The following is a 24,922-nucleotide window of genomic DNA, read 5'->3' on the forward strand; positions in this document are numbered from 1 at the left end:
GACCCGCCAGGCGCGGCAGGACGACTGCGACAATGATCGGGTGAGACTTCTCGTCGCCGCCCTCGAGAGCGAACTGGTCGCGTTCCCGCCACAGCTGGAAGGATTCGACCGGCTGGTCACCGGACCGGGCAAGCTCCAGGCGACCTACGCGCTGACCCGCGCGCTCGACGCCCGCGAGTACGAGGAGGTCGTGGTCGTCGGCACCGCGGGCGCGATCGATCCGCTGCTGGACGTGGCGGTGTACGAGATCGATGCGGCGATCCAGCACGACGTCACCGACATCGACGGCATCGTCGGTCATCACGTGTCGCTGCCCCACCGCGTCGAGCTCGACAGCGACGGCGTGACCATCGCCACGGGGGATCACTTCGTCGACGACGCCGAGGCGGTCGCCGTGATCCGACCGCTCGGGGCCGGACTGGTCGACATGGAGACCTACGCGTACGCATGGGTGGCGCAGCAGTTCGGCGTGCCCATCCGGGTGCTCAAGGCGGTCTCCGACCGCGCCCAGGACGGCGCGATCACCGACTGGAACGCCACCGTCGCGGCATGCAGCGGGCTGCTCCGCGAACGCATCCGCGCCGACTACGGCGTCTGAGTCGCGCGCTCCTCAGCGATTCCGCGCGAAGACGCTGCGGAGCACGAGGAACACGATGAGCGCGACGACCGCCACGATCACCAGCTTGAAGATGAACCACAGCACCGAGAACAGCACGTTCACGAGCATCCAGGCGATGGCGATCGCCACGACGACGCCGACGACGGTCCATACGGTGCTTCTGTTCACGCCCCCAGCCTACGCACGCGGCCCGCTCGCGCCACGCTGGCGTCGACAGGTCGGTGACGCCAGCCCGTGATCAGACTCCGACGGATGCCGGCTGCACGATGACGCTCGGCCCGTGCGGGGTGGACTCGACCGTGAGCTGCGCCGGGAGCTGCTCCTTCATGGCCGCGACATGGCTGATGATGCCGACCGTGCGACCGCCCTGCCGCAGCTCATCGAGCGTCCGCATCGCGAGCTCGAGGGTCTCCTCGTCGAGCGAGCCGAATCCCTCGTCGATGAACAGGGTGTCGAGCCGCACGCCGCCCGCCCGCGCGGTGACGACCTCCGCGAGGCCGAGCGCCAGGGCCAGCGATGCGAGGAACGTCTCGCCGCCCGAGAGGGACTGCGCCGGTCGCGCCTGCCCTGTGTAGCCGTCGACGACCTCCAGCCCGAGGCCGGAGGCCGCGCCGCGGGCGGCGCGGGCGTCGGTGTGCTGCAGCCGATAGCGTCCGGCCGACATGTCCCCCAGTCGCACGTTGGCCGCCTCGACGATCTCCTCGAGCTCGGCGGCCAGGACGAAGGTCTCCAGGTCCATCTTCATCGTGTTGGGTGCGCGCCCGGCGACCGTGTCGGCGAGGCGCGCGACGGCCGCCGCTTCGGCGGCGCGCTCGGCGACGCCCGTGCTCGCCTCGTCGATCTGCTGCACCAGGTCGCGCAGTCCGGCGGCGATCGCCTGCGCATCGCGCTCGGCGCCGATCGCCGCGGTGCGGGCGGCGTCGGCTGCGTCGAGGGCGGCGCGGGATGCCGCGACGTCGACGGGCTCGTCGCCGGTGCCGGCCAGCTCCAGTTCGAGCTCGAGCACACGACCGCGTGTGGCGGCGAGCTGCGCCTCGTGCGTCGCGATGCGGTCGGCGAGCGCCTCGAGGGCGGCGGGCCCCGCGAGCGCGGCCGAGACCGACGCGGCGTCGTCGAATACGGACGCCGCGATCGCCCGGTCGAGGTCCGCCCGCGCGGTGACGAGCGTCGCCTCCGCACGACGGACCTCGGAGCGGGCGGTCGCACAGGCGCGGGCGGCGTCGCGCAGCCGTGTCGTCGCGGCGACGCGGTCCGTCACGCTCGAGAACTCGCCGCGCGCCGCGGCGACCGTCTCGCGCAGCGTCTCGACGCCGGCGCGAAGTGCGGCGGTGCGTGCCCGATGCTCCGCCAGGGAGGCATCCAGCGCCGCGCGCGCGTTCGCGGCATCCGCATCGAGCGCGGCCAGCTCGGCGCGAGCGGCCACGTGCGCATCGCGCCGGTCCGCGGCCCCCTGCGCGGCCGCCAGATCGGCGGCGGCTTCGGCGACCCGCTGCCGGAGCGTCTCGACGTCGTCGCCGCCGGCACGGGCCACGGCATCCGCATGACGCTCCCGGAGCGTTCTGGCGGCGTCCGCGGCGGCGCGCTCGCGGGTGACCGCGGTATCGCGCTCGACCTCGGCGTCGGTGAGCATGTCGTCGGTCACCGGCTCGGTCGCCGCAGGTGCGGGGTGCGGGTGATCGTGCGAGCCGCACACAGCACACGGCTCTCCGTCGACGAGCGTCGTGGCGAGCTCCCCCGCGTACCCTTCCAGGCGGCGCTGCAGCAGCGCGGCGACGGCGGTTCCCGCAGCGGCGGCCGCCGCGGCGGCGTCGCGGTGCGCCGCTTCGGCCGCCTGCATCGTCGGCGCCAGCGACGCGGCTTCGCGAGCTGCCTCGAGGCGAGTCCGGCACTCGGCCAGGCGCGTGCGTGCCGGCTCGAGAAGTGCTGCCGCTTCACGGGCCTCGTCGATCGCGGCGTCGAGCCGAGCGAGCTCGCCGGGGACCGCGGCGCGCTGCGCGTCCAGCGTCGCCATGTCTGCCTCGAGCTCGGTGACCTGCTCGAGCGCCGCCTGGAGCTCCCGCTCGCGCCCGGGCAGCTGCGCCTCCGCCGCTGCGGCGTTCGTCCACACCGCGAGGTCGCCCGTGAGCCGCTCGACGATCGCTTCGAGGTCGGCCTCATCGGCGATGCCGGCGGCGTGAGCCTCCGCGTCCCACGCCGACTCCGCCTCCGCCGCGCTGCGCGCGGCCCCCTCGGCGAAGACCTCGGCCCGGCGGACGGCATCCAGCACCGGGCGCAGCGCTTCGGCCGCTCGGCCCTGCTCGAGTGCGGCCCGGTCGGCCGCCGCCCTCTCGGAGGCCTCTTCGAGCGCATCAAGGCGTCGCCGGGCGTCGGCGAGCTCGGACTGCGCCCTCGCGAGCGCGACCCGCTCCGCGTGCACCGTCTCGGCGTCGGCCCGTGCCGCCTCGGCGAGCGTGCGCTCGCGCTGCAGCGTCTCGAGGCGGTACGCCGCCCGCTGCTCGGCCAGCTCTACGCGCGCACGGCGCGACGCCAGATCCAGTGTCGCGTCCGCCCCCGGCCGCTCGAGCAGGGCGTTCGCGTCGACGATCCGCTCCGCCTGGTCCAGCAGCGTCCGCGCCCGCGCTTCGATCGCGTCGAGCTCGCGCTGCGCGGCCTTTCCCCGCTCGGCCAGTTCGCGGGCGTACTCCTCGTAGCGGCGGGTCCCGAACAGCGCCCGCAGCAGCGCCTGGCGCTCTGCGCCGGATGCCAGCAGGAAGCGGGAGAACTTGTTCTGTGCGAGCAGGATGACCTGCTGGAACTGCTGCGCGTTGAGCGCGAGCACTTCATCCAGCAGCAGGCCGACATCACGAGGCTTGGCGGCACGCCCGAGCCATGCGCCGTCCACGAGCTCCTCGAGCTCGGCACGCGTCGGCTCGCTCGTCAGGCCCCCTCCGCGGCGGGAGGGCCGCTGGTACTCCGGCGCACGCGTCACCCGCCAGCGTCGGTCTCCGACGGTGAACTCCAGGCGCACCTCGGTCGGCTCCTCCGGCTCGCAGTGGTCGCTGCGCAGCCGCTTGTCGCCGCTCTCGTAGCGCGGCACGGCGCCGTACAGCGCGAAGCTCACGCCGTCGAGGATGCTCGACTTGCCGGCGCCGGTGCGGCCGGAGATGAGGAAGATGCCGTCGCGCGCGAACGCGTCGAAGTCGACGACCTGCCGATCGCGGAACGGGCCGAAACCGGTCAGCTCCAGTCGGTGCAGCCTCACGCCGTGGCCTCCACGCGCACCCGCTGCTCGAGCAGGTCGGCGATGAGGGCCGCCTCCCGCTCGGTGGCGCCCTCGCCCTCGCGCACGTGCGAAAGGAAGGCGTCGAAGAGCTCGGCGTCCGTGCGCGCGGCGCGCACGCGCTGCGCGTAGGTGCGCGCCTCCGGGGCGCCCACGGCGGCGGGTGTGTGGGCCACCGCCGCACAGTAGGGGAAGCGCGCCAGCAGCCGGCGCATCGGGTCGCGCTGCGGGAGCGGGTCGGTGTACTCCACGTTGACCCAGTCGCCGACGTGGGCGGCGTACCGATCGTGGCCCAGCAGCTCCTCGAGCGGCCCCGACAGCGTCGTGAGAGGGCGGGGCACCGGGAGATCCAGCCACTCCACGTCACCGAGCCCGTCGGCGTGCAGGTCGATGAGCCACGAGCCGCGGGGCTTGGCCGCCTCGCCGAAGCTGTAGTGCAGCGGCGCCCCGGAATAGCGTGCATGCGGCGCGAGCTGCTGACGTCCGTGGATGTGGCCGAGTGCCATGTAGTCGACGCCCTCGAACGTCGACAGTGGCACGATGTCCAGACCGCCCTGCTGGATGTCGCGCTCGAGGTGCGGCGTCGGCTCGACGCCGGCGGCGAAGCAGTGCGCCACCGCGACCGAGCGCCCGCCGCGTGCGGCCAGGTCGGCTCGCACGAGCTCCATGGCCCGTGACAGCACGTCTGCCTGGGTGCGCACCCCGGGCCACGCGCTGCGCAGCAGCACCGGCTCGAGGAACGGGATGCCGTAGAAGTGCACCGGCCCGTGGTCGTCGACGACCGTGATCGGCGTCGCGAGCGCGGTGGGGTCGGTCAGCACGTGGACTCCGTGCCGAAGCAGTCCGGCCTGGAAACCCAGACGTGCGGCGGAGTCGTGGTTGCCGCTCGTGACGATCACCGTCGCTCCGGCGTCGGACAGGGCGCCCAGTACGTCGGAGAGCAGCGTGTAGGCCGCCGCCGCGGGGGTCGCCGAGTCGAAGACGTCGCCCGCGACGACCACGACGTCGACGCGGTTCTCGCGCACCTGCGCCACCAGCGCGTCCAGCACGCCGCGCAGCGCATCGAGCGTGGAATGGCCGTGGAACGACCGCCCGATATGCCAATCGGAGGTGTGCAGGATGCGCATGCGAACACGGTACGTTCGCCCGCCGACATATCCGATGAGGCAGGCCGTGACCGGCGGGGAATGAAGCGCTGCATCCGCCGCGCGGCGGGGGCACGGCGCACCGTTCTCGAGCCCCGCGAGGCGGCGATCGCAGCGCGTAGTCTTCATGCCATGCCCCTGCCCGAGGTCTGCGTCGTCTACCTCCTGCGCCGCGGTCCGCATGGGCTCGAGGTGCTTCTGGGCGACAAGCGCACAGGTCTCGGGGCGGGGAAGGTCGTGGGCATCGGGGGCAAGCTCGATGCCGGCGAGTCCGCCCACGACGCCGCCGTGCGAGAGGTCCGCGAAGAGGTGGGCCTGCGCGTAGAGGCATCCGATCTGCACCGGGCGGGCGCGATCGAGTATCACTTCCCCACGAAGCCGGAGTGGTCGCAGCACTCGACGGTCTTCGTCTGCCGGACCTGGCAGGGCGACCCGGTCGAGACCGAGGAGATCACCCCGCGCTGGTACACCCTCGAGTCCGTCCCGTACGCGCGGATGTGGGACGACGCCTCGCGGTGGCTGCCCGGGGTGCTGCGCGGCGGAACGGTCGACGCGCGCTACACGTTCGGCGCGGATCTGGCGACGGTGGTGCTGCGGGCGGAGTGAGAGGATGCCCCACGCGGCCGGTGTGTCGCCCCACAGCGGCGCCGTCAGGCATATCGTGGAATATGGCGCACAACGAAGATCCCGCTCTCAATGCTGATCCCGCCCCGAGATCGACCGTGGTGGCTCTGGTCGGCGCCGACAGCGACGACCTGCTGACGGAGCTCGCCGATGTGCCGGCGCTCGTAGCCCTGTCGCTGCGCGAGGCCGATCCGGCCGTCGCCGCCCACGTGGTGGCATCCGTGTCGATGCCGTACGTCGTCCACGACGCCGATCCGCTCACGCATGTGGCATCCGCCTGGGTCGAGCTGTACGAGGAGCGCGCGACGCTCGGCACGCTGGAACTGGAGGTCGAGACGCTGCTGGACCACTTCGCGCTCGGCGAGGCGGTCATGCCCGACTACTACGTCGTCGCGGGACCGGAGGCCATCGAGGGCACCTGGCGGCACTGGTGGCTGGGAGCGCTCGCGCATCGCGCCCCATCGCGCGTGCTGCCGGTCGAGGCATCCGGGGCCGCGCTGCGCGCTCGCCTCAGGAGGCTGCCCACCTCGAGGCCGTGGCCGGATCCGGCCACATGGCTCCCCCGCGTGCAGTTCGACATCCCCGACCGCGTGGGACTGCGCGACCAGCCCGGCGCCGCCTGAGGTGCCGACGGTCGAGCGCTTCACACGGGCCGGCGCGACCCTCGTCACCGAGCGTCAGGGCACCGGCGATCCGGTGTACGTGCTCGTGCACGGCATCGGCATGGGACGCACCGTCTTCGCGGAGCTCGCGGAGGAGCTCGCCGACGGCGAGGTGATCCTCCTCGATCTGCCCGGATACGGGGAGGCGCCCGAGCCGCCTCGCGTACCGACGGTCGAGCGCAACGCCGACCTCGTCGCGGCGTTCCTCCGATCGCGCGTGTCGCGGCCTGCGGTCCTCGTCGGGCATTCCATGGGCGCGCAGGTCGCGCTCGAGGTCGCGGTGCGGCATCCGGACACCGCCGACCGGCTGATCCTGATCGGGCCCACCGTCGACCCGACGGCGCGGTCGGCGCTCCGACAGCTCTGGCGCCTGCTCAGGGACATCGCGGTGGAGCATCCGCGTGTCATCGCGCTCGGTGCGCGCGAGTACCTGCGCGCCGGCCCGCGCCTGCGCGCGAAGCTCCGCGCGATGCTCGTTCATCGGCCGGAGGACGTCCTGCCCGACGTCTCCGCGCCGACGCTCGTACTGCGCGGCGAGAAGGACCTGGTCGCGCCACAGGACTGGTGCCGTGCGGTGGCCGATGCCGTACCGGACGGACGGCTCGAGGAGGTCCCCGGCCACGGACACGAGACCATGATCCGGGATGCCGCGGCCGCCGCCGCCCGGATCCGCGGGTTCGTCAGCGACTCCCGCGCGTCGGCGGGCGCGGGAGCGGCGCGGCCGACTACTGCGGCACCGTGAACGTCCCGCTCCTCCGTGCAGCGTGCACGCTGTAGCGCAACCGTGGCGGCAAGTCCACCCTTTGATTCCGACCTCGGGGCGCCGCCTGAATGGTGCGCAGAGGAGGAATCGTGACGAGAACACAGCAGCGCACAGGGGACGCTCCCGCTGACGTCCGCGCGCGCACCAACAGCGACTTCACCGACTTGGCGAAGATGATCCAGGCCAGCGGACTGATGCGCCGCCGCTACGGCTACTACTGGGCGAAGTTGATCGGGCTGCCATTGCTGGTACTCGGGGTGCTCGTCGCGTTCGTGCTGATCGGCGACACGTGGTGGCAACTCATCACCGCCGTCGTCCTCGGCGTGCTCTTCACCCAGGTCGCGTTCCTCGGCCACGACGCCGCCCACCGACAGATCTTCGCCTCCGGCAAGTGGAACGACTGGACGAGCCTCATCATCGGCGACCTCTTCATCGGCATGAGCTACGGATGGTGGCGACACAAGCACACCCGCCACCACGCGAACCCCAACAAGAAGGGCTCAGACCCCGACATCGAGCTCCCGGTCATCGCGATCACTCCTGAGCAGACCAAGTCGCGGGGCCCGCTCCTCCGCTGGCTCGCCGCGCATCAGGGCGCATTCTTCTTTCCGATCCTTCCCCTCGAAGGGATCTCGCTTCACGCCTCCAGCGTCCGGCGCGTCCTCGCCCGCGAGCACGTCGACCGACGTTGGGTCGAGATCATCCTGCTCAGCGCCCGGCTCATCGGCTTCGGCGTTCTCGTCTTCCTCGTCCTCTCCCCAGCGATCGCCATCGCGTTCCTCGCCGTGCAGCTGGGGGTCTTCGGCTTCTACATGGGCGCATCCTTCGCGCCGAACCACAAAGGCATGCCCCTCGTCCCGAAAGACGCCAAGCTCAGCTTCCTCCAACGGCAGGTGCTCACGAGCCGCAACATCCGGGGCGGTCGATTCATCGACACAGCGATGGGTGGACTCAATTACCAGATCGAGCACCACCTCTTTCCATCGATGCCTCGCCCTCACCTCCGCAAGGCCGCCCGCATCGTGAAGGCCTACTGTCAGGAGCGGAACATCCCTTACACCGAGACCGGCCTCTTCGAGTCCTATGCGATCGTGGTGCGGTACATCAATCGTGTCGGCCTCGGAGAAAGGGATCCGTTCGACTGCCCCCTCGTCGCTCAACGGCGCGCCTCATGAGCACCACGGCCGCCGTCGGGAACGCGGCCGCGACATCGACCTCCGATCCGGCGCAGGACTGCCGTCGGGCGGCGGATTCCTGCCATTGCTCCGAACCGCTGCAATGTCGGAACCCCCGCGTAGGTTCACACTGTCGGAACCACCGGAGGAATCATGCTCTCGCTCGTCACCGCCGCCGAACACCAGTACCGCCACGACGTCTGGTCGCGTGATCGCGACATGGCCGTCCTCGCCGCGATCCGCGACCGTCGCAACGACGCCCGCTCGGAAGCCGCCGCCCTCACCGCTGCGGAAGTCGCCGCGCGGATGATCCCCAGCGCTCCGCGGGAGTCGCCGCGCCGCGCCGCCTGGGCACGTCCGATCGGCGCTCGCGCTGCGGACTGCCCCCAGTCCGCGTGCGCCATCGCCTGAGGTCAGGTCGAACACGGAACAGTGCCCCGCCCATTCTCGGGCGGGGCACTGTCATCCGGTCCTTCAAGACTCGGTCGGGCTCTGCGCGTCTCCGGTCGAGACCTGCTGTGCGAGCTCGCGCACGTCATTCTCCGACAGCTCGATGCCGGACTGGTCGAAGCGCTGCTGCAGCACCTCCTGGATACGCTCGAGCGGCTCCGTGCCGATGTCCTGACGCGTCTGCGCCACGATGCCGGCCACCTTGTCGAGGTCGGACGCGTTGTTCTGATCCATCGCCGGCAGACGCTGCTCTTGCTCGGTGCCCAGGGCACCCGGCGTCTGCTGCGCCTCGCTCACGGTGAGCGTGTCGCGGGTGCCGTCCTGCCCTCGGTGGTCGCGGCCGTCGTCGACGACGCCGATGCCGATGGCGGTGTGGCTCGGCCCTTCGCTTGCGAACGCGGCGGGGGCGCCGCCGATGCCGGAGTCCTGCGCGCGCGCCTCCTTACCGCCGTCGGATGTGGCGTCGTTGACGACCTCCTCATCCCGGGTGGGGTTCTCACCGGGCGTATCGGCAGCCCCCTCGGCGTCCTTGCGGTCCGGGTAGTTGACGCCCGGTCGCTCGTTCTCATTACCGATCGCGCTCATCACGGCTCCTCTCCTCGGTCGGCGTCGGCGGCGAGATCCGGGTCGGCACCGCGGCGCGCCGCCTCTCCCTCATCGGGGTCGTCGGGCTGGAGCGCGGCGTCGGTCAGCAGCAGATCGGCGTCCGCCGCCTCGGCGTTGCGCTCGCGCGCCTCTCCGTCGCCGACTTCGTCCCACCCGCCGGGCGGGTCCGCGTCGATCATGTCATCAGGGCGATCACGATCCATGACGTGCTCCTCTCGTCACCGAAAGCCTCGCCGAGCCGGCCGGCCGATGTCATGGGCTTGACAACGACGACGGCCCCGTGTGATCGCCTGGCGTCGCTACGCGACCCGCGCGGCGTCGCTCAGGATGCCACGTCGCGCCGGGTTCGCCGCGAACCAGTCGGCGACGTACCAGCACACCGGAATCACTCGGCGGTCGCCGGCGGACTCCAGCGAAGCCACTGCGCGGTCCACCAACTCTCCGGCGTAGCCGTGCCCGCGGAACGTCGGGATCGTGTACGCGCGCGTCATGACCATGGTGCGACCGTCGTCGCGGTAGTCCAGGACGCTCACCAGATCGTCCCCGCGGCGGAGCGTGTAGCGCGAGGCATCCGGTTCATGGGCGAAACGAAGCTCATTCACGTCGTCAGGCTACGCCGCGTCGCCGACACCCCGCGGTCCTCGGCGGGATGTCGCGGCGTTCGCTCGGCGACGTCCAAGGCGTTGCTCAGGGTCAGGCGGGAAGGACGCCGGTCCGCGCGAGCCGCGCATACCATCGGCCGCTGTCCTTCACGGTCCGCTCGAGCGTGTCGAAGTCGACCCGGACGATGCCGAACCGCTTGGCGTAGCCGTATCCCCACTCGAAGTTGTCGAGCAGCGACCACACGAAGTAGCCGCGCAGGTCCACACCCTGCTGGATCGCCCGGTGCGCCGCCGTGAAGTGCCGCCGCAGGTAGTCCAGCCGCTCCGGGTCGGGCACCGACCCGTCGGCGGCCACGACATCGTCGAAAGCGGCACCGTTCTCGGTGACCATGAGCGGCTGAGCCGGGAACTGCTCGTGCAGCGACACCAGGAGCTCCTCGAGCCCCTCGGGCGCGATGTTCCATCCCATCGCGGTGTAGGGACCGGGCTGCTCGAGGAACTCGACGACATCGTGACTGCCCGGCCAGGCCGTACCTCCGCCGGCTGCCTTGTGGCCGTCGTTCTGCTGCTTCGGCGAGACGCCGTCCCACATCTGCACCGTGACCGTGGAGTAGTAGTTGACGCCCAGCACGTCCAGCGGCTGGTGGATGGCGGCCAGGTCGCCGTCCTTCACGAACGACCAGTCGGTGACGGGTGCGGTGTCCGCCAGCAGGTCCGCGGGGTACTCGCCGCGCAGCATCGGTCCCGTGAACGCGCGGTTCGCCAGCGCGTCGACGCGCCGCGCTGCTTCGGCTGCGCGATTGCCGCGGCCGCGGGCCACATGGAAATTGAGGGTCACGGAGTACTGAGGATCGCCGGCTGACGTCGACCGCAGCGCCTGCACCGCGCGCCCGTGTGCGAGGTTCAGGTGATGCACGGCGGCGAGCGCGGACACCGGCTCGTGGCGTCCCGGCGCGTGGCCGCCCTGACCGTACCCCAGATACGCCGAGCACCAGGGCTCGTTGAGCGTCGTCCAGGTGTGCACGCGGTCACCGAGGGCGGCACCCATCACCTCGGCGTACCGCTCGAAGGCGTCGGCCGTCGAGCGTACCGCCCAGCCGCCGGAATCCTCGAGCGTCTGCGGCAGATCCCAGTGGTAGAGCGTCGCGACGGGTCGGATGCCGCGCTCGAGCAGCCCGTCGACCAGGCGCGCGTAGAAGTCGATCCCCTTCTGATTCACCTGTCCGTTGCCCGTCGGCATGATCCGCGGCCACGCGATGGAGAAGCGATAGGCGCCCAACCCGAGCTCGCTCATGAGCTCGAGGTCGTTCTCCCAACGGTGGTAGTGGTCGCAGGCGATGTCTCCGGTGTCGCCGTTCCACACCTTGCCCGGTGTCCGACTGAAAGTGTCCCAGATCGACGGTCCACGGCCGTCCTCGTGCACGGCACCCTCCACCTGGTAGGCCGCGGTCGCGGAGCCGAACGTGAACCCCGGGGGGAACACCAGACCGGCATCGCGGTAGTCGGGGCTCCCCTGCGTCGCCGTCGTCGTCGTGATGCTCATTCGGTGATCTCCGTTCGATCGATCGCGAAGGTCTCCGCGCGGCCGTCCGGCGCGGTGACGGTGACCTCGGCGACACCTGCACCGCCGGGGAAGACCCGGAGGCGCAGCCCCTCGAGGTAGTCGTAATCCGGTCGGTCCTCACGCGCGCCCCACGGGATGACCGCGCCCGGCCGGACGTACAGGGGAAGGCTGTCGAACCCGTGCGTCTCACGACGCCACCGGCCGCCGGTGACCGTCTCGCCGGTGAGGAGGTGGGTCCACTGACCGTCCGGCAGGTACACCTCCACGTCGCCGTCCGGCGAGAAAACGGGGGCCACCAGGATGTCTGATCCGAGCATGTACTGGCGGTCGAGATAGGCGACGGCCGGGTCGCCCGGGAACTCCAGCTGCATCGGCCGCATGACCGGCGCGCCGGTGCGCGCCGCTTCGATCCCGGCCTGGAACAGGTAGGGCATGAGCCGCATCTTGAGCCGGGTGAAACGGCGCGTGACCTCGACCGCTTCCTCGTCGAACATCCACGGCACGCGATACGACTGCGATCCGTGGAACCGGCTGTGGCTCGAGAGCAGCCCGAACGCGGTCCATCGCTTGTACACGCCGGCGTCCGGCGTGCCCTCGAAGCCGCCGATGTCATGGCTCCAGTGGGCGAAGCCGCTGAAGGCGAGCGAGAGCCCGCCGCGCAGCGACTCCGCCATCGACGCATAGGTCGAAGTGGAGTCGCCGCCCCAGTGCACCGGGGTGCTCTGGCCACCGGCGGTCGCGGCACGGGCGAACAGCACGGCGTCGCCCTCGCCGCGCGCCTCCACGAGCACGTCGTGCACGGCTCGGTTGTACAGCTGCGCGTACAGGTTGTGCATGCGGTGCGGATCGGAACCGTCCGCCCACACCACGTCGACGGGCACACGCTCGCCGAAGTCGGTCTTGAAGCAGTCGACCCCCTGCTCGACCAGGCGGCGGAGATGCGACTGGTACCACGCGGTGGCATCCGGGTTGGTGAAATCCACGAGACCCATCCCGGCCTGCCACATGTCCCACTGCCACACCGACCCGTCGGGCCGTCGAAGGAGGTAGCCGCGCTCGGCCGCCTCGCGGAAGAGCGGAGACCGCTGCGCGATATAGGGGTTGACCCACACGCTGATCCGCAGATCCCTCTCGTGCAGCCGGGCCAGCATGCCGTCGGGGTCGGGGAACACGCGCGGGTCCCACTCGAAATCGCACCAGTTGAACTCGCGCATCCAGAAGCAGTCGAAGTGGAAGACCGAGATCGGCAGGTCTCGCCGTGCCATCTCGTCGACGAAGGACGTGACGGTCTTCTCGTCGTAGTCGGTGGTGAAGGATGTCGACAGCCACAGTCCGTACGACCATGCGGGCACGACCGGCGGCCGTCCCGTCAGAGCGGTGTACCGCGCCAGCACGTCCTTCGGTGTCGGCCCGTCGATCAGGAAGTACTCCAGGGCCTCGCCGTCGACGGAGAACTGGACGCGTTCGACAGCTTCCGTCCCCACCTCGAACGAGACCAGTCCCGGGTCGTTGACGAAGACGCCGTAGCCGCGGCTGGACAGATAGAACGGCACGTTCTTGTACGCCTGCTCGCTCGAGGTGCCGCCGTCGGCGTTCCAGACGTCGACGCTCTGGCCGTTCTTCACGAGCGGCCCGAAGCGCTCCCCCAGACCGTAGATGAGCTCGCCGACGGCCAGATCGAGCTGCTCGTGCATGACGGTGCGTTCCCGCGGCGCCGGTCTGGTGCCCGCCTGCTCAACCGGACCCGCACCCACCGTCGCGTCGGCGTCGATGCGGGCGTACCCCTGCGCCTTGGACCCGCTCGCGGTCAGCACGCGGCCCGCGCTGTGGAACGACAGCGACCACGGCGCACCCCGTCTTACGCGTGCGGTGAGGGCTCCGGTGGTGAGCTCGCCGCCGTCCTGGTCGGCGCGCGTCCTCCCGGCGCCGTCGGCCACCGCCCCGGGGAGAGCGAATCCCCCGTGCCACGGACCGCCCTCGTGGTGGGCGATCCGGACGCGCACGACCCCCTCGAGCGGCGACGACAGGGTCACCGTCAGAGTGGGCCGGTTCAGCGTGTCGCCGCGCCGGTCGATCCGCTTCGTGGGCGCGGTGACCACGAGACCGGGCCCGTCGACGGTGTCGCCGCACTCCCAGATGTCGTACGCCTCCTGGGCGTAGACCACATCTACGCCGGGGCGCAGCATCCAGAACCCGTCGGTGAGCTTCATCGGTTCTCCTCTCGGATGACGCGCACGCCGCCGGCGGGCACGGCCGTGGCGCCGGCGCAGCGTTCGCCGGTCAGCAGATCGACGCCGTCCACGACGACCTTCAGCGGGCGGTCGGTGTGATTGATGGCGAACAGGAAGCGGCCAGCCTCGCCCACTCGACGCGTCATCTCCAGCCCCGGGTCTCCCTGCGCGACCGGCTCCAGACCCGCGTGCGCGACGAACTCGGCGATGAGCGCCGTGAGGCCGGAGTCGTCCGGGCGCACGGCGAGGTAGGTCGCGCTCCCCCGGCCCGCCGTGCGCCTCGTGAGCGCCGGCGTGCCGGCGAGGTCGCCGGTCCGCAGCGAGGCCAGGACATCGGCTTCGTGCGCCTCGACCCGTTCAGTCCACAGCGACCCGGTCCATCCGTTGTCGAGCTCGACGCGTTCGTCCCGCAGGAGCGGGAAGAACTCGTCGACGCGCACACCGAGCAGCTCGCGGAACGCACCGGGATACCCGCCCAGATAGACGGTGTTGCGCTCGTCGACGATGCCGGAGAAGTAGGACACCAGAGCGTGGCCGCCGCGCTGGACCAGCTCGGCGACGGAAAGGCTCGCGGAGGCATCCGCCATGTACTGGGTCGGGACCACCACTGCCCGGTAAGGCGAGAGGTCGGCGGACCACGGCAGGACGTCGACGGCGATGCCGAGGCAGAGGAACTCCCGGTACAGCGCGAGCGGCAGGTCGAGGACGTGGAGAAGTTCGCTCGGGGTTCTGCCGCTGCGCCACGCCGCCGCCGACGCGTGGTCGAAGATCAGCGCGACACCGGCCGGTGCGACGCGCGAGCCGCGCACCGGCGCCAGCTTCTGGAGGTCGGCGCCCAGCTGCTCGACGTCGCGGAACACGCGCGAGTCCTCTCCGGCATGCGGCACCATCGCCGAGTGCAGCTGCTCGGAGCCAGCCGCGGACTGCCGCCACTGGAAGAACATGACGCCGTCCGCACCCCTGGCGATGTGCGCGAGCGAGTTCCGCCGCATCTCGCCAGGCGCCTTGGCTTTGTTCACGGGCTGCCAGTTCACCGCCGCAGCGGAGTGCTCCATGAGCAGCCACGGCTCGCCACCCGCGACGCCGCGGGTACGGTCGGCGCTGAACGACAGCTCGACGTGACGCTCCGGCGAGGCCGCGGTCGTGTAGTGGTCGTTCGCGACGAGGTCGACCTCGCGCGCCCAGGACCCGTAGTCCGCGGCGCCCGGCGCGCGCTGGATCATGAAGTTCGTCGTGATCGGCACGTCGGGCGTGATGGCGCGCAGCGTGTCGCGCTCGGCCCGGTAGTGCTCGAGCAGGGCGTCGGAGGTGAAGCGCTCGAAGTCCAGCAGCAGGCCGGGGTTATGGCCCGTCCGCGCCTCGCGCGGCGGGTGCACCTGCGCGAACGCGGTGTAGTGGTGGCCCCAGAACGCAGTGCCCCACGCGGCGTTCAGCGCGCTGACGTCCCCGTATCGCCGTTCGAGCCACCGCTGCCACGCGGCTGCCGCATCGTCGCTGAAGTCCCACGCGTTCTCGTTGCCGAACTCGTTGCCGACGTGCCACATCCGCAGAGCCGGATGGTTCCCATACCGGCGGGCGAGCTCACCGACGATGCGCAGCGCGAAGGAGCGGAACGTGGGCGAGCTGGGCGACCAGGCCAGGCGACCGCCGCGCGCGGTGCGGACGCCGCGCGCGTCGACGGTGGCGACCTCGGGGTGCTCGTCGAAGAGCCACATGGGCGGCGCCGCGGTCGGCGTGGCGAGGTTCACGCCGATCCCGTGCGCGGCGAGGAGGTCGAGGACGTCATCGAGCCATCCCCACTCGAACCGGCCGTTCTCGACCTCGAGCAGTCCCCACGAGAAGATCCCGAGACTCACAGTCGTCACGCCTGCGCGCTGCATGAGAGCCATGTCGTCGGCCCACAGCTCGCGCGGCCACTGCTCGGGGTTGTAGTCCGCGCCGAAGGCGAGGCCTTCCGCGATCCAGCGGAACGCTCGCGGCGCGGCGAGGTCGGCCGCGGTAGAGACGAACGTCGGTCGGCCTTCGGACGAGTTGGACATGGTGAGGACCGTTCTCTCGAGCGCATGCGCATCGGGCAGGGACACGGCACGCGCGCCCGAGCATTTTGTCAATCAGAGAAACAATATCTCAGGACAGCAGCTCGCGCATGGCGGCCACCGCCGCGCCGCGGGCGTACAGCCCGAAGTCGAACGGCGGACGCTCGATGACGACGGCACCGGGGTCACCCTGTTCGAGGTGCTCGGCGAGCGCGTCGCGCAGCGCCTCCGGCGCCAGGTCGAGCATGTCGACGCCCTCACCCATCACTGCGACGATCTCGGGATCGAAGGCGTTCACCGCGTCGGCGATCACGGCGCCGAGGGCCCGCGCCGCCTGCTTGATGGCATCCTGAGCCTTTTCATCCCCGTCGCGCGCACGCGCGAGGACCTCGTCGTAGCCCCCGACGTCGACCCCGGCGTTGTGCTCGATCGCCGGCATGGTGACGAAGCTGTGCACGCAGTCGACGTGCCCGTTCTCGCACCGCCGCCCCCGACCGCCGATGCGGGTGTGCCCGACCCGACCCGCGCGTCCGTGCGCGCCGCGGTGCAGCTCCTCGGCTATGACGACCCCGGATCCGATGCCCGCGCCGACGCCGAAGACCACCATGGACTGGTGGCGCGCTCCGCTGCCGAACCAATGGTGCGCACCGGCGAGCGCGTGCACGTCGTTGACGATCGTGGCCGGGAGACCCGTCGCCTCCGTAACTAGTCGAGCGAGTGCCACGGCGTCCCAGCCGAGGAAGTTGGAGTGCCGGAGGATCGCGCCATCGGGCGTCTCGGTGACATCGCCGGCGACGGCGATCCCGATGCCCGCGAGCCTGTCGTCGCCCACGGTGGGCAGGGCGGTGGCGATCAGCCCGACCACGTCCGCGACCTCGCGAGAAGGCAGCGGCGCGCTCGCCCGTGCGACGACTCGGGCCTGCAGGTCTGTGACGACGAGGTACATCGTGTCGGCGGTCAGCTTGACGCCCGCGAAGTGGGCGGCGTCGGGGCGCAGGTGCAGCGTCTCGGCCGGCCGGCCGCGGGTGCCCAGCGCGACCGACTCCCCCTCGTTCACCAGTCCGGCCTCGATGAGGCCGCGTGTCGTGCGGGTGAGACTCGTCCGTGAGAGACCCAGACGCTCGGCAATGCGCACGCGGGACTGCGCGCCGCGCAGGAGCAGCTCCAGCAGCACCCGCCGCTCGGTCTCGGGCAGGCGCGGCCACGGCTCTGCGAGCGGTGACGAGACGGACACGACCACAGCCTAGAGCTCGCCCTCTCCCGCACCCCGCGCGAAGTCTGCGCCCGTGAGCGCGACGACCTCGCCGGGGCGGAGGACGCGCCACACGGTGGTCCCCGCGCATGCGATCCGGACCTGGCGTTCGGTCATGCCGTCGCGCAGGCACAGCTGCGCGCTCAGCAGCCGGCCGTCACGCCAACGCAGGTCGACCACCACGCCGGGCCGGGCGCGCAGTCCCCGGGCTCGTCCGGAGGCGAGGCCTGGCGGAAGCGCTGGGAGCAGATGGATGCCGTCATGGCTCTGCAAGATCGCTTCGGCGACGAGCGCCGGGAAGCCGAGGTTGGCGTCGATCTGGAACGGCGGATGAGCGGCGAACAGGTTGGGATACAGACCTCCCGCGAACGGGCCGGTGAGGGCATCGGCATCCCGGAACAGCAGCCCCAGGAGCGCCTCGACGCGGTCCCCGCGACCCAGGCGCGCCCACAGCAGACTCTTCCACACCAGCGACCAGCCCGACGAGTCGTCGCCGCGCCGGGTGAGCGACACCTCGGCAGCGCGGCGGACCTCATCCGACCACGGCCGCGTCCCCGGATAGAGACCGACGAGATGGCTGACGTGGCGATGATGTTCGTCTTCGGCGGTCCGCTCCCGGGCCCATTCGATGACCGCACCGTCGGCTCCCACGACCGGCTCAGCGGGAAGCTCCTCGAGCCGCTCGCGGGATGCCTCGACCACAGGGTCAGACGAGACGCCGAGGAGCCCGGCGATCTGCACGGTCGTGGCGAAGGCGGCGCTGGCCAGCGACAGATCCATCGTGGTCGTCGCGTCGATGGCGACGGGGGTGCCGGCATCCGTCAGGTAGGCGTTCTCAGGCGAGGTCGCCGGCGATGTCGTCCACGACCCGTCGCCGCCGCGGCGGACCCAGTCGAGCAGGAACTCCGCGGTGCCACGCACGGCCGGCCACAGCCTCCGCAGGCGCTCGGGGTGGATGGCGCCGAATGACGCCGCGTCGCCGATGTGCGCGACCAGCCAAGGCCCGGCGAAGGGCCAGGCGGTCCAGCGGGCGTCGCCGTGCCCGCCGCCCACCGGCGCGGTGAGCAGCCACGCGTCGGAATTGTGATGCGCGACCCACCCGCCCGCAGCGTAGAGACGTTCCGCGGTCGCCGCACCCGCCTGCGCGAGCGCGGAGATGAAATCCCACAACGGCTCGGCGCATTCATCCAGCCCCGTGGGATGCGCCGCCCACATGTTCATCTCGGCATTGATGTTGAGTGTGTAGTTCGAGCTCCACGGCGGCTGCATGAGGTCGTTCCAGATGCCCTGCAAGGTCGGAGGAAGGCCGCCCGGACGCGACGACGCCAGCAGCAGGTATCGGCCGTAATCGAACAGCAGCTGCACCAGCGCGGGGTCAGCAGCCAGCGGCCCGTCCGGGTCGGCCTCGGCCCGCGCCAGACGTGCGTCCGTCGTCAACGGGGCACCGTTCTCGTTCGTCGGCTCGCGGCCGAGGTCGAGCTGCGTCCTGGAGAAGCGCGGCGCATAGTCCGCCTCGTGTGCTGCGCGCAGCTCCTCCCACCCGGCGTTCAGGGCCGCATCCACGCGGATGCGCGCACGGGTGGCCGCTTCGGAGGCAGAACCGGCCGGAGGTGCACCCAGCCCCGCGAACGTCGTCTCGGTCGCGACGACCACGAGCACCGCATCCTGGTCGCGGCGGACACCGACGACGATGGCGCCCTCGAGCGCTGCGCCCGGCTCGTCCGACCAGGAGACCGGCACCGCGCCCGGCTCGTGAGTGGGTGCGACGTCCGACGGCAGCCGCAGCAGCAGCTCCCCGCCGTCCACGCCGACGTGCTCGTGCAGCACGCGGTGCGGCGTCGCCGCGCTCACCCCGACGAGTTCGGCGCCCTCGATGCGGTGCACGAGCACGCCGTGCGGTGCCGACACGAAGGAGCTCTCCACGACGGAGCCGGAGCGCACGATGTGGATCCCGGCAGCGAGGTCGAGCTCCCGTCGGTACGACGCGCCCTCGCCCTCCGTCCGCTCGAGGACCAGCGTGCCGAGGGGAAGGAACGCCTGCGAGTAGGGCACCTGGAAAGCTGCCAGCTCGGATGCCGCTGCGGCGGGGTCGCCCCGCTCGACGGCTGCTCGGGCGGCCGCGAGCCGGCGTGCGGCATCCGCAGCCGGTAGAAGCCCGTCGCGAGCCTCGCTCGCCGGTGAGCCCGACCACGCCGTCTCGTCATTCAGCTCGATGCGCGTGACCGGGAAGCCCCCGTCGAGCATCGCGCCGAGCGCGCCGTTGCCCAGCGGCAGCGATTCCAGCCACCGCGACGCCGGCCGGTCGTAGCGCAGGATCGCTTCGGTCACGCTTCAGCCTCGCACGCTGCCGGTGGTGAGCCCGGCGCGCCAGAAGCGCTGAAGCGACACGAACACGACGGCGATCGGGATGATGGAGATGAGGGATCCGATGACCGTGAGGATCTGCAGGCCGGGAATCGTGATCGATGCCTGGCTCCACCCGGTCAGACCCACGGTGAGCGGCATGAGCTCCTGGTCGGTCAGCACCAGCAGCGGCAGGATGTAGCTGTTCCAGCTGCCGAGGAACGCGAACAGCAGCACCGTCACCATGCCGGTGCTCATCAGCCGCAGCCCGATCGAGGCGAAGATCCGGAACTCGCCTGCGCCGTCCAGTCGCGCCGCCTCGACCAGCTCGATGGGAACGGAGGACTGGGCGAAGATGTAGCACAGCAGCACGCCGAACGGGTACACCAGCGCGGGAAGGAGCAGTCCGGCGTAGGTGTTGTCCAGGCCCATGCCGACGAGCAGGACGTAGGTGGGCTGCGCGATCACGGTGCCGGGCACGAGCAGGCTCGCGAGGATCACCGAGATCAGGATGCCGCGGCCTCGGAAGCGGTACACCGCCAGCGCGTAGCCGGTCACGGCGCACACCAGCGTGGTCAAGGCCGATCCGATGACCGAGTAGATGATCGAGTTCAGCCCCCATCGCCAGAAAATGCCGCCGTCGTAGCTGCTGAGCGCGGCGAGGTTGTCGAAGAAGTGGAAGTCGGCGAAGGCGAATCCCGGGGTCGAGAACAGGTCGCCGGTCGACTTGGTCGAAGCGATCACGAGCCAGACCACGGGCACCAGGAAGTAGACGGCCGCGACGACCATGACGATCGTCACGATCACCATCCAGGTGCGGCTGACGCGGTCGCCGTTGACGAACACGGTGCGGCGCGGGCCTGTGGGCGACGGGCCGGCCGGCACCGTCACGGGGGCATCGATGGGGAGGGTGTCAAAGGCCATCTGCGGCTCGTTTCGTCGTGCGCCGGTTCGCGGCGAGGACCAGGAGCGACACCACCAGGGTCGCCAGCCCGAGGATCACGGCCATCGCCGAGGCGAGGTTCGGGTCCTTCCCGAGCGTCGAGGCGGCGTAGATCGCCATGTTCGGCGTGTAATCGCTCGGGATGTTGGACGTGATCGTCTGCAGCACCTGAGGTTCATTGAACAGCTGAAGCGTCCCGATGATGGACGACAGCGTGGTCAGCAGGATCGCCGGGGCGATCATCGGCAGCTTGATCTGGAGGGCCGTGCGAAGCTCACCGGCCCCGTCCAGCCGCGCCGCCTCGTACATCTCGCGAGGCACCGCCTGCAACGCCGCGAACAGGATGATCATGTTGATCCCGATGAGCGACCAGAGGTTGATGTTGGCCACCGACCACAGGACGGTTCCCGGCGCGAGCAGGTCCATCTCGATGCCCCAGGATGCAAGGAACTGGAGCAACGGACTGACGGAGGGCTGGTAGAGGAATCCCCACAGCAGTGCGGCGATGACGCCCGGGACCGCATAAGGGAGGAACACCGCGAACTGGAAGAATCGCCGGCCCTTCACCAGCGCGGTGTCGAAGAGCAGCGCCAGGGCGGCGGCGATGACCATCATGACCGGCACCTGCACGATCCCGTACAGAAGGACGCGTGGGAAGCCTGCGAGGAAGTCTCCGTCCGAGAGCGCCCGGATGTAGTTGGCCAGGCCGACGAAGTCGATGCTCGATCCGCCGAAGCCCAGCCCGCTGGACTGCCTGGAATACAGACTGTTGATGATCGCCACGACGATCGGCGCCACCAGGAACAGCAGGAACAGGATGACGAACGGGGCCACGAACGCATAGGGCACCCAGGGCCTCCCGGCGCCGGTGAACCGGCGCCGGGAGGACCGTGCAATGGGGGTGATCGTCATCGGTCGGCGACGGTGAGCCCGCGCGATTCCAGGTCGGCGATGGCCGCCTCCTGGGTCAGGTCGAGAGCCTCGAGGAACGTCTGCTGCCCGTTGACCACCTTGGCGAACTCGTCGAGAAGCGTGGTCTGGACGAAGCCGTAGTTCGGTCCTTCGACCCAAGTGGCCGGCGTGTCCTCGGCCGCCTCGATGAAGACCTCGTTGATGACCTGGCCGCCGTAGTACTCGTTCTCCTGGAGCAGCGCGGGTGACTCGAGCCCGTTGAGGGTTGACGGGAACAGGCCGCCGACCGTGATGAGGGCCTCCTGGGTGTCATCGGATCCGTTGAGCCAGGCCGCGAACTCGGCCGCCGCCTCTGCGTTGTCGGCGTTCTTCAGCACGACGACGGCGGCGCCGCCGGAGTCGCCGGCATTCTCGGAGCCGGGGTTCTTCGGCATCGCGGCGATGGCCCACCTGCCCGCGAGGTCGGGCGCGTTCTCGGCGAGCTGGCTCGGGAACCACGCGGCGTACGAGATCGTGGCGATCTTGCCCTCGTTCACGAGCGCCCAGTACTCGGGCGTCCACATCGGCGTCGTCGTCACCAGTCCTTCATCCAGCAGCGTCTGCCACCGCTCGGCGACCAGCCGGCTGCCCTCGTCGTTGACGCCGACGGTCCACGCGTCACCCTCGATGCCGTACCAGCTGCTCTCGGCCTGCTGGATCTCCTGCGCCCATTGCCCGATCTCGCTCGGCGACATGTTGGCGATGTACACGTCGGGGTTGGCGGCCTTGAGCGTGCGCGCCGCCTCCAGATACTCGTCCCAGGTGGTGGGAACCTGCAGGCCGTACTGCTGGAAGATGTCGCTGCGGTACATCATGCCCGCGGGACCGATTCCCTGAGGGATGCCGTACACGCGGCCGTCGAAGCTCACCGAGGCCCACGACGCGGGAGTGTAGTTGCCCTCCTCATCGGCGACGTAGTCGGTGATGTCCTGCACGCGCTCGGCGATGATGTAGTCCGGCAGGTTATGCGTGCTCAGCTGCACGAGATCGGGACCGGCGCCGGCGTCGACCGCCGCCTCGACCTTCTGTCCGTCGTCGCCGGTCATTCGGTGGAACGACACCTGGATGTCGGGGTTCTCCTCGTTCCACTGCTCGACGAGGTCCTCAAGCCCAGGCACCCAGCCCCAGAAATCCACCTCGGCCGTGCCCGATGCCGAATCCGATCCGGAATCGCCGCTCGAGCAGGCGGCCAGTCCCGCGATCGCGATCGCGCTCACCGCCAGCGCGGATGCCGCGCGGAGATTGCGGCGCGAGATGCGCGTCCTTGCAGTCATCAGTTGTCCTTTCCCAGACGACACTGTCGAAATCCCATCGCGTTCGCTGCGGGAGTCAGCCGAGGTGGTCGTGGATGCGTCCCGCTACGCTCGGCCCAAGGCATTTTGTGCCAACGTGAAACAAAAAGTCAAGCCATTATGGTGAAGACATCGGATGATTCGAAGGAAAGCGGCATGGCGCTCAGTCAGACGGACATGGACCTGGAGCTGCTGCGGGACTACGCCCCGGCTCTTCCCGTCCCTGCGGACTTCGATGACTTCTGGCGCACGACCCTTGAGGAGTCGCGTACAAGAGCCGGCCGAGCGAGTCTCGAGCCGCTCGATGAGCCGTTCCACGAGCTCATCGTCGAAGATCTGACCTTCCCGGGGTTCGCGGGTGAGTCGATCCGCGCATGGGTGACCCGCCCGCGCGGCGATCAGCCGCGGCCCGCAGTCGTCGAGTTTCAGGGATACAACGGCGGACGAGGCCTGCCCGGCGAGAAGCTCGCGTGGGCAGCGGCGGGGTTCGTCCACGTCTTCATGGACTCGCGCGGTCAGGGAAGCGGCTGGGGCAACGGCGGGGATACCCCCGACCCGCACGGGTCCGGCCCCGCCACCGCGGGATTCATGACCCGCGGCATCTCCTCTCCTTCCACGTATTACTACCGGCGTCTCTTCACCGACGCCGCCCGGCTCATCGACACCGTGGCCGGCATGCCCTTCGTCGACGCCGGACGCATCGCCGCTGCCGGCGGCAGTCAGGGCGGCGCCCTGGCGATAGCGGCGACCGCGCTGTCCGGACGCGTTCGCGCCGTCATGCCCGATGTGCCGTTCCTCTGCGACTTCCCCAGGTCGATCAGGAAGACACCGGAGCCGCCGTTCACCGAGATCACCAGGTACCTCTCGGTCCACCGCGACGAGGTCCAGAGGGTTCTTCACACGCTGTCGTACTTCGACTGCGCATTGCTCGCCCACCGGATCACGGTGCCCGCGCTCTTCTCTGTCGCTCTCATGGACGAGGTCGTGCTGCCCTCAACGGTCTTCGCGGCGTACAACAGCGTGCCTGCCGACGACAAGCACATCGAGGTCTACGCGTTCAACGGCCATGAAGGAGGGGCGTTCCGCCACTGGCACCGGCAGGTGCGATGGCTGCGGGAACGCCTGTGATCGGGCTTCCTGAGACGCGTCCCGGCCGCTGTCCGGCCGCGGGTGAGCACTTTGAAGCATTGCGTCATGCGGCGACTGGGTTAGCCGAGCGATTTGACGCATGGCGACGCATTCGGTCATAATCGGGCGCATGACTGACAACGCGCGCTCTCTGTCCGCCTGGGAGGCGAACGGGACTGCCGGCATGATGATGGCCGGCCGCGTTGCCATGTGTTGTCGAATGTGCCACTAGCACGGTGACCCCCGCCGGACTGGCCGCCCGCCCCGACATCTGAGTCGGAGGAAACAGCTGAGCCAGTCCCCCGAAGCACCGGTTCGTTGCGTCGATCACGCGCACCCGGACTGCTTCGCATATCGCCCACCGTCGGGCACCGGCCCTCTCAGGGCCCCGGCCATCCGAGCCGCAGCACGCCGAACCCGTCGCATCCATCCGGGTTCCTTCCGCAAGGACCATCATCATGTCGACCACCGCCCTTCTCGACCGTCCCGCTCCCGCCCGTCACCTCCGCGCCGTCGAGCGCCCGGCCACTCCGGTCTCCGCCCCGGCCGCGACCACTCCTCCCGCTGAGACGTCCGCCGCCCAGCGCGCGCTGCCCGCCGGGACCGCACCCCGCGGCTTCGCCCTCTACGTCGGCATCGACGAGGCCAAGGCCGCCGCCGCCGGGGTCAGCCTCGGCGTCCTCGTGGACGCGCTCCGCCGCACCCTGTCCGACCTCGCCCCGGCGGCCGAGACGTACGCGACCGTCGCGCTGGCGCCCGTCGGCTCCGGCGGACGCGACGTCGACGTGGTGCGCCTCGCCCTTCACGAGCCGTCGGCCGTCGCGCGCACCAAGCAGGAGGAGCCGGAGGACGAGGACCGCTCCCCCGGCGGTGTGGTCGTCGACATCTCGCGCAAGCGTGTCCTCATCGATGGCGAGTCGGCGGCCTTCACGTTCAAGGAGTTCGAGCTGCTGCAGTATCTCGTGCTGCGTGAGGGGCGCACGATCGAGCGCACCGAGCTCGTCTCGTCGCTCTGGCAGGGCACGTCCGACGAGGAGGCGCCCGGCGAGCGCACGATCGACGTCCACGTCCGGCGGCTGCGGGCGAAGCTGGGTCGGTACGAGGACATCGTCCGCACGGTCCGCGGCGTCGGCTACCGCTTCGACCGGCACGCCGATGTGGTGATCCGCTACGGTCACGGCACTCCCTCGCCCGACCGCTTCTGACCCCTCTCATCCCGCCGAGCGCCCCGCGCTCGCCGCGGTCCACCTGTTGCGCCGCCGGGTCGAAACGGCGGC

General features: G+C 70.5%; 22 protein-coding genes. 8 read left to right on the top strand and 14 right to left on the bottom strand.

The genetic code is table 11. The features are described from left to right. The first annotated feature begins 40 nt into the window (after positions 1-40). A complete protein-coding gene (locus AC5RVZ_RS09970) occupies positions 41-598 on the top strand; it encodes a phosphorylase family protein (protein ID WP_494065595.1) in 558 nt (185 codons plus the stop codon). Positions 599-610: 12 nt separating this feature from the next. Here AC5RVZ_RS09970 and AC5RVZ_RS09975 read toward each other — a convergent pair whose 3' ends face one another. The 3 genes from AC5RVZ_RS09975 to AC5RVZ_RS09985 all read right to left on the bottom strand — a co-directional run bounded on the left by AC5RVZ_RS09975 (position 611) and on the right by AC5RVZ_RS09985 (position 5,005). Then, positions 611-787, bottom strand: coding sequence for a hypothetical protein (locus AC5RVZ_RS09975; RefSeq protein ID WP_494065596.1), 177 nt, complete (start codon positions 785-787; stop codon positions 611-613). Positions 788-857: 70 nt separating this feature from the next. Next, a complete protein-coding gene (locus tag AC5RVZ_RS09980) occupies positions 858-3,860 on the bottom strand; it encodes an AAA family ATPase (protein ID WP_494065597.1) in 3,003 nt (1,000 codons plus the stop codon). Further along, positions 3,857-5,005, bottom strand: a complete 1,149-nt coding sequence (locus AC5RVZ_RS09985; protein ID WP_494065598.1) for an exonuclease SbcCD subunit D — start codon at positions 5,003-5,005, stop codon at positions 3,857-3,859. The genes AC5RVZ_RS09980 and AC5RVZ_RS09985 overlap by 4 nt, the downstream gene beginning before the upstream one ends. A gap of 150 nt (positions 5,006-5,155) precedes the next feature. Between AC5RVZ_RS09985 and AC5RVZ_RS09990 the strand changes: the two genes are divergently transcribed. The 5 genes from AC5RVZ_RS09990 to AC5RVZ_RS10010 all read left to right on the top strand — a co-directional run bounded on the left by AC5RVZ_RS09990 (position 5,156) and on the right by AC5RVZ_RS10010 (position 8,658). Beyond that, entirely contained in the window at positions 5,156-5,629 is a 474-nt protein-coding gene (locus AC5RVZ_RS09990; protein ID WP_494065599.1) for an 8-oxo-dGTP diphosphatase, read from the top strand. A 62-nt stretch (positions 5,630-5,691) separates the two neighbouring features. Further along, a complete protein-coding gene (locus AC5RVZ_RS09995; protein ID WP_494065600.1) occupies positions 5,692-6,270 on the top strand; it encodes a hypothetical protein in 579 nt (192 codons plus the stop codon). A 1-nt stretch (position 6,271) separates the two neighbouring features. Then, complete coding sequence (locus tag AC5RVZ_RS10000; RefSeq protein ID WP_494065601.1) at positions 6,272-7,051, top strand: alpha/beta fold hydrolase; 780 nt, start codon at positions 6,272-6,274, stop codon at positions 7,049-7,051. 110 nt (positions 7,052-7,161) lie between these two features. Next, positions 7,162-8,247, top strand: coding sequence for a fatty acid desaturase family protein (locus AC5RVZ_RS10005; protein WP_494065602.1), 1,086 nt, complete (start codon positions 7,162-7,164; stop codon positions 8,245-8,247). A 153-nt stretch (positions 8,248-8,400) separates the two neighbouring features. Then, positions 8,401-8,658: a hypothetical protein gene (locus tag AC5RVZ_RS10010; RefSeq protein WP_494065603.1), complete on the top strand. Its 258-nt coding sequence runs from the start codon at positions 8,401-8,403 to the stop codon at positions 8,656-8,658. A gap of 63 nt (positions 8,659-8,721) precedes the next feature. On the opposite strand, the gene AC5RVZ_RS10015 is transcribed toward AC5RVZ_RS10010, so the two are convergent. From AC5RVZ_RS10015 to AC5RVZ_RS10065, 11 genes are all read right to left on the bottom strand, one after another. Further along, complete coding sequence (locus AC5RVZ_RS10015) at positions 8,722-9,282, bottom strand: hypothetical protein (RefSeq protein WP_494065604.1); 561 nt, start codon at positions 9,280-9,282, stop codon at positions 8,722-8,724. Next, on the bottom strand, positions 9,282-9,506 hold the full coding sequence (locus AC5RVZ_RS10020; protein ID WP_494065605.1) for a hypothetical protein: 225 nt from the start codon (positions 9,504-9,506) through the stop codon (positions 9,282-9,284). The genes AC5RVZ_RS10015 and AC5RVZ_RS10020 overlap by 1 nt, the downstream gene beginning before the upstream one ends. A 96-nt stretch (positions 9,507-9,602) precedes the next feature. After that, positions 9,603-9,905 (bottom strand): GNAT family N-acetyltransferase, encoded by a 303-nt coding sequence (locus AC5RVZ_RS10025; protein ID WP_494065606.1) that lies wholly within the window; start codon positions 9,903-9,905, stop codon positions 9,603-9,605. Between the two features lie 91 nt (positions 9,906-9,996). Beyond that, a complete protein-coding gene (locus tag AC5RVZ_RS10030) occupies positions 9,997-11,448 on the bottom strand; it encodes a GH1 family beta-glucosidase (RefSeq protein ID WP_494065607.1) in 1,452 nt (483 codons plus the stop codon). Then, positions 11,445-13,679 (bottom strand): alpha-xylosidase, encoded by a 2,235-nt coding sequence (yicI, locus tag AC5RVZ_RS10035; protein WP_494065608.1) that lies wholly within the window; start codon positions 13,677-13,679, stop codon positions 11,445-11,447. Before yicI ends, AC5RVZ_RS10030 begins: the two co-directional genes overlap by 4 nt. Next, complete coding sequence (locus tag AC5RVZ_RS10040; RefSeq protein ID WP_494065609.1) at positions 13,676-15,739, bottom strand: beta-galactosidase; 2,064 nt, start codon at positions 15,737-15,739, stop codon at positions 13,676-13,678. The genes yicI and AC5RVZ_RS10040 overlap by 4 nt, the downstream gene beginning before the upstream one ends. Positions 15,740-15,827: 88 nt before the next feature. After that, entirely contained in the window at positions 15,828-16,970 is a 1,143-nt protein-coding gene (locus tag AC5RVZ_RS10045) for an ROK family protein (RefSeq protein WP_494065610.1), read from the bottom strand. A gap of 9 nt (positions 16,971-16,979) precedes the next feature. Continuing rightward, positions 16,980-19,316, bottom strand: a complete 2,337-nt coding sequence (locus AC5RVZ_RS10050) for a glycosyl hydrolase family 95 catalytic domain-containing protein (RefSeq protein ID WP_494065611.1) — start codon at positions 19,314-19,316, stop codon at positions 16,980-16,982. A gap of 3 nt (positions 19,317-19,319) precedes the next feature. After that, positions 19,320-20,255, bottom strand: a complete 936-nt coding sequence (locus AC5RVZ_RS10055; RefSeq protein WP_494065612.1) for a carbohydrate ABC transporter permease — start codon at positions 20,253-20,255, stop codon at positions 19,320-19,322. Then, positions 20,245-21,186 carry a carbohydrate ABC transporter permease gene (locus tag AC5RVZ_RS10060; protein WP_494065613.1) on the bottom strand — a complete coding sequence of 314 codons (942 nt, stop codon included), beginning with the start codon at positions 21,184-21,186 and terminating at the stop codon, positions 20,245-20,247. The genes AC5RVZ_RS10055 and AC5RVZ_RS10060 overlap by 11 nt, the downstream gene beginning before the upstream one ends. Further along, positions 21,183-22,499, bottom strand: a complete 1,317-nt coding sequence (locus AC5RVZ_RS10065) for an ABC transporter substrate-binding protein (RefSeq protein ID WP_494065614.1) — start codon at positions 22,497-22,499, stop codon at positions 21,183-21,185. Before AC5RVZ_RS10065 ends, AC5RVZ_RS10060 begins: the two co-directional genes overlap by 4 nt. 174 nt (positions 22,500-22,673) lie before the next feature. Here AC5RVZ_RS10065 and AC5RVZ_RS10070 point away from each other — a divergent pair, with 174 nt between their 5' ends. Both AC5RVZ_RS10070 and AC5RVZ_RS10075 read left to right on the top strand, forming a co-directional pair. Then, entirely contained in the window at positions 22,674-23,645 is a 972-nt protein-coding gene (locus AC5RVZ_RS10070) for an acetylxylan esterase (protein ID WP_494065615.1), read from the top strand. A 458-nt stretch (positions 23,646-24,103) separates the two neighbouring features. After that, positions 24,104-24,850 carry a winged helix-turn-helix domain-containing protein gene (locus tag AC5RVZ_RS10075; protein WP_494065616.1) on the top strand — a complete coding sequence of 249 codons (747 nt, stop codon included), beginning with the start codon at positions 24,104-24,106 and terminating at the stop codon, positions 24,848-24,850. The last annotated feature ends 72 nt before the right edge of the window (positions 24,851-24,922 follow it).

Source organism: Arthrobacter sp. Cza30 (assembly GCF_059090765.1).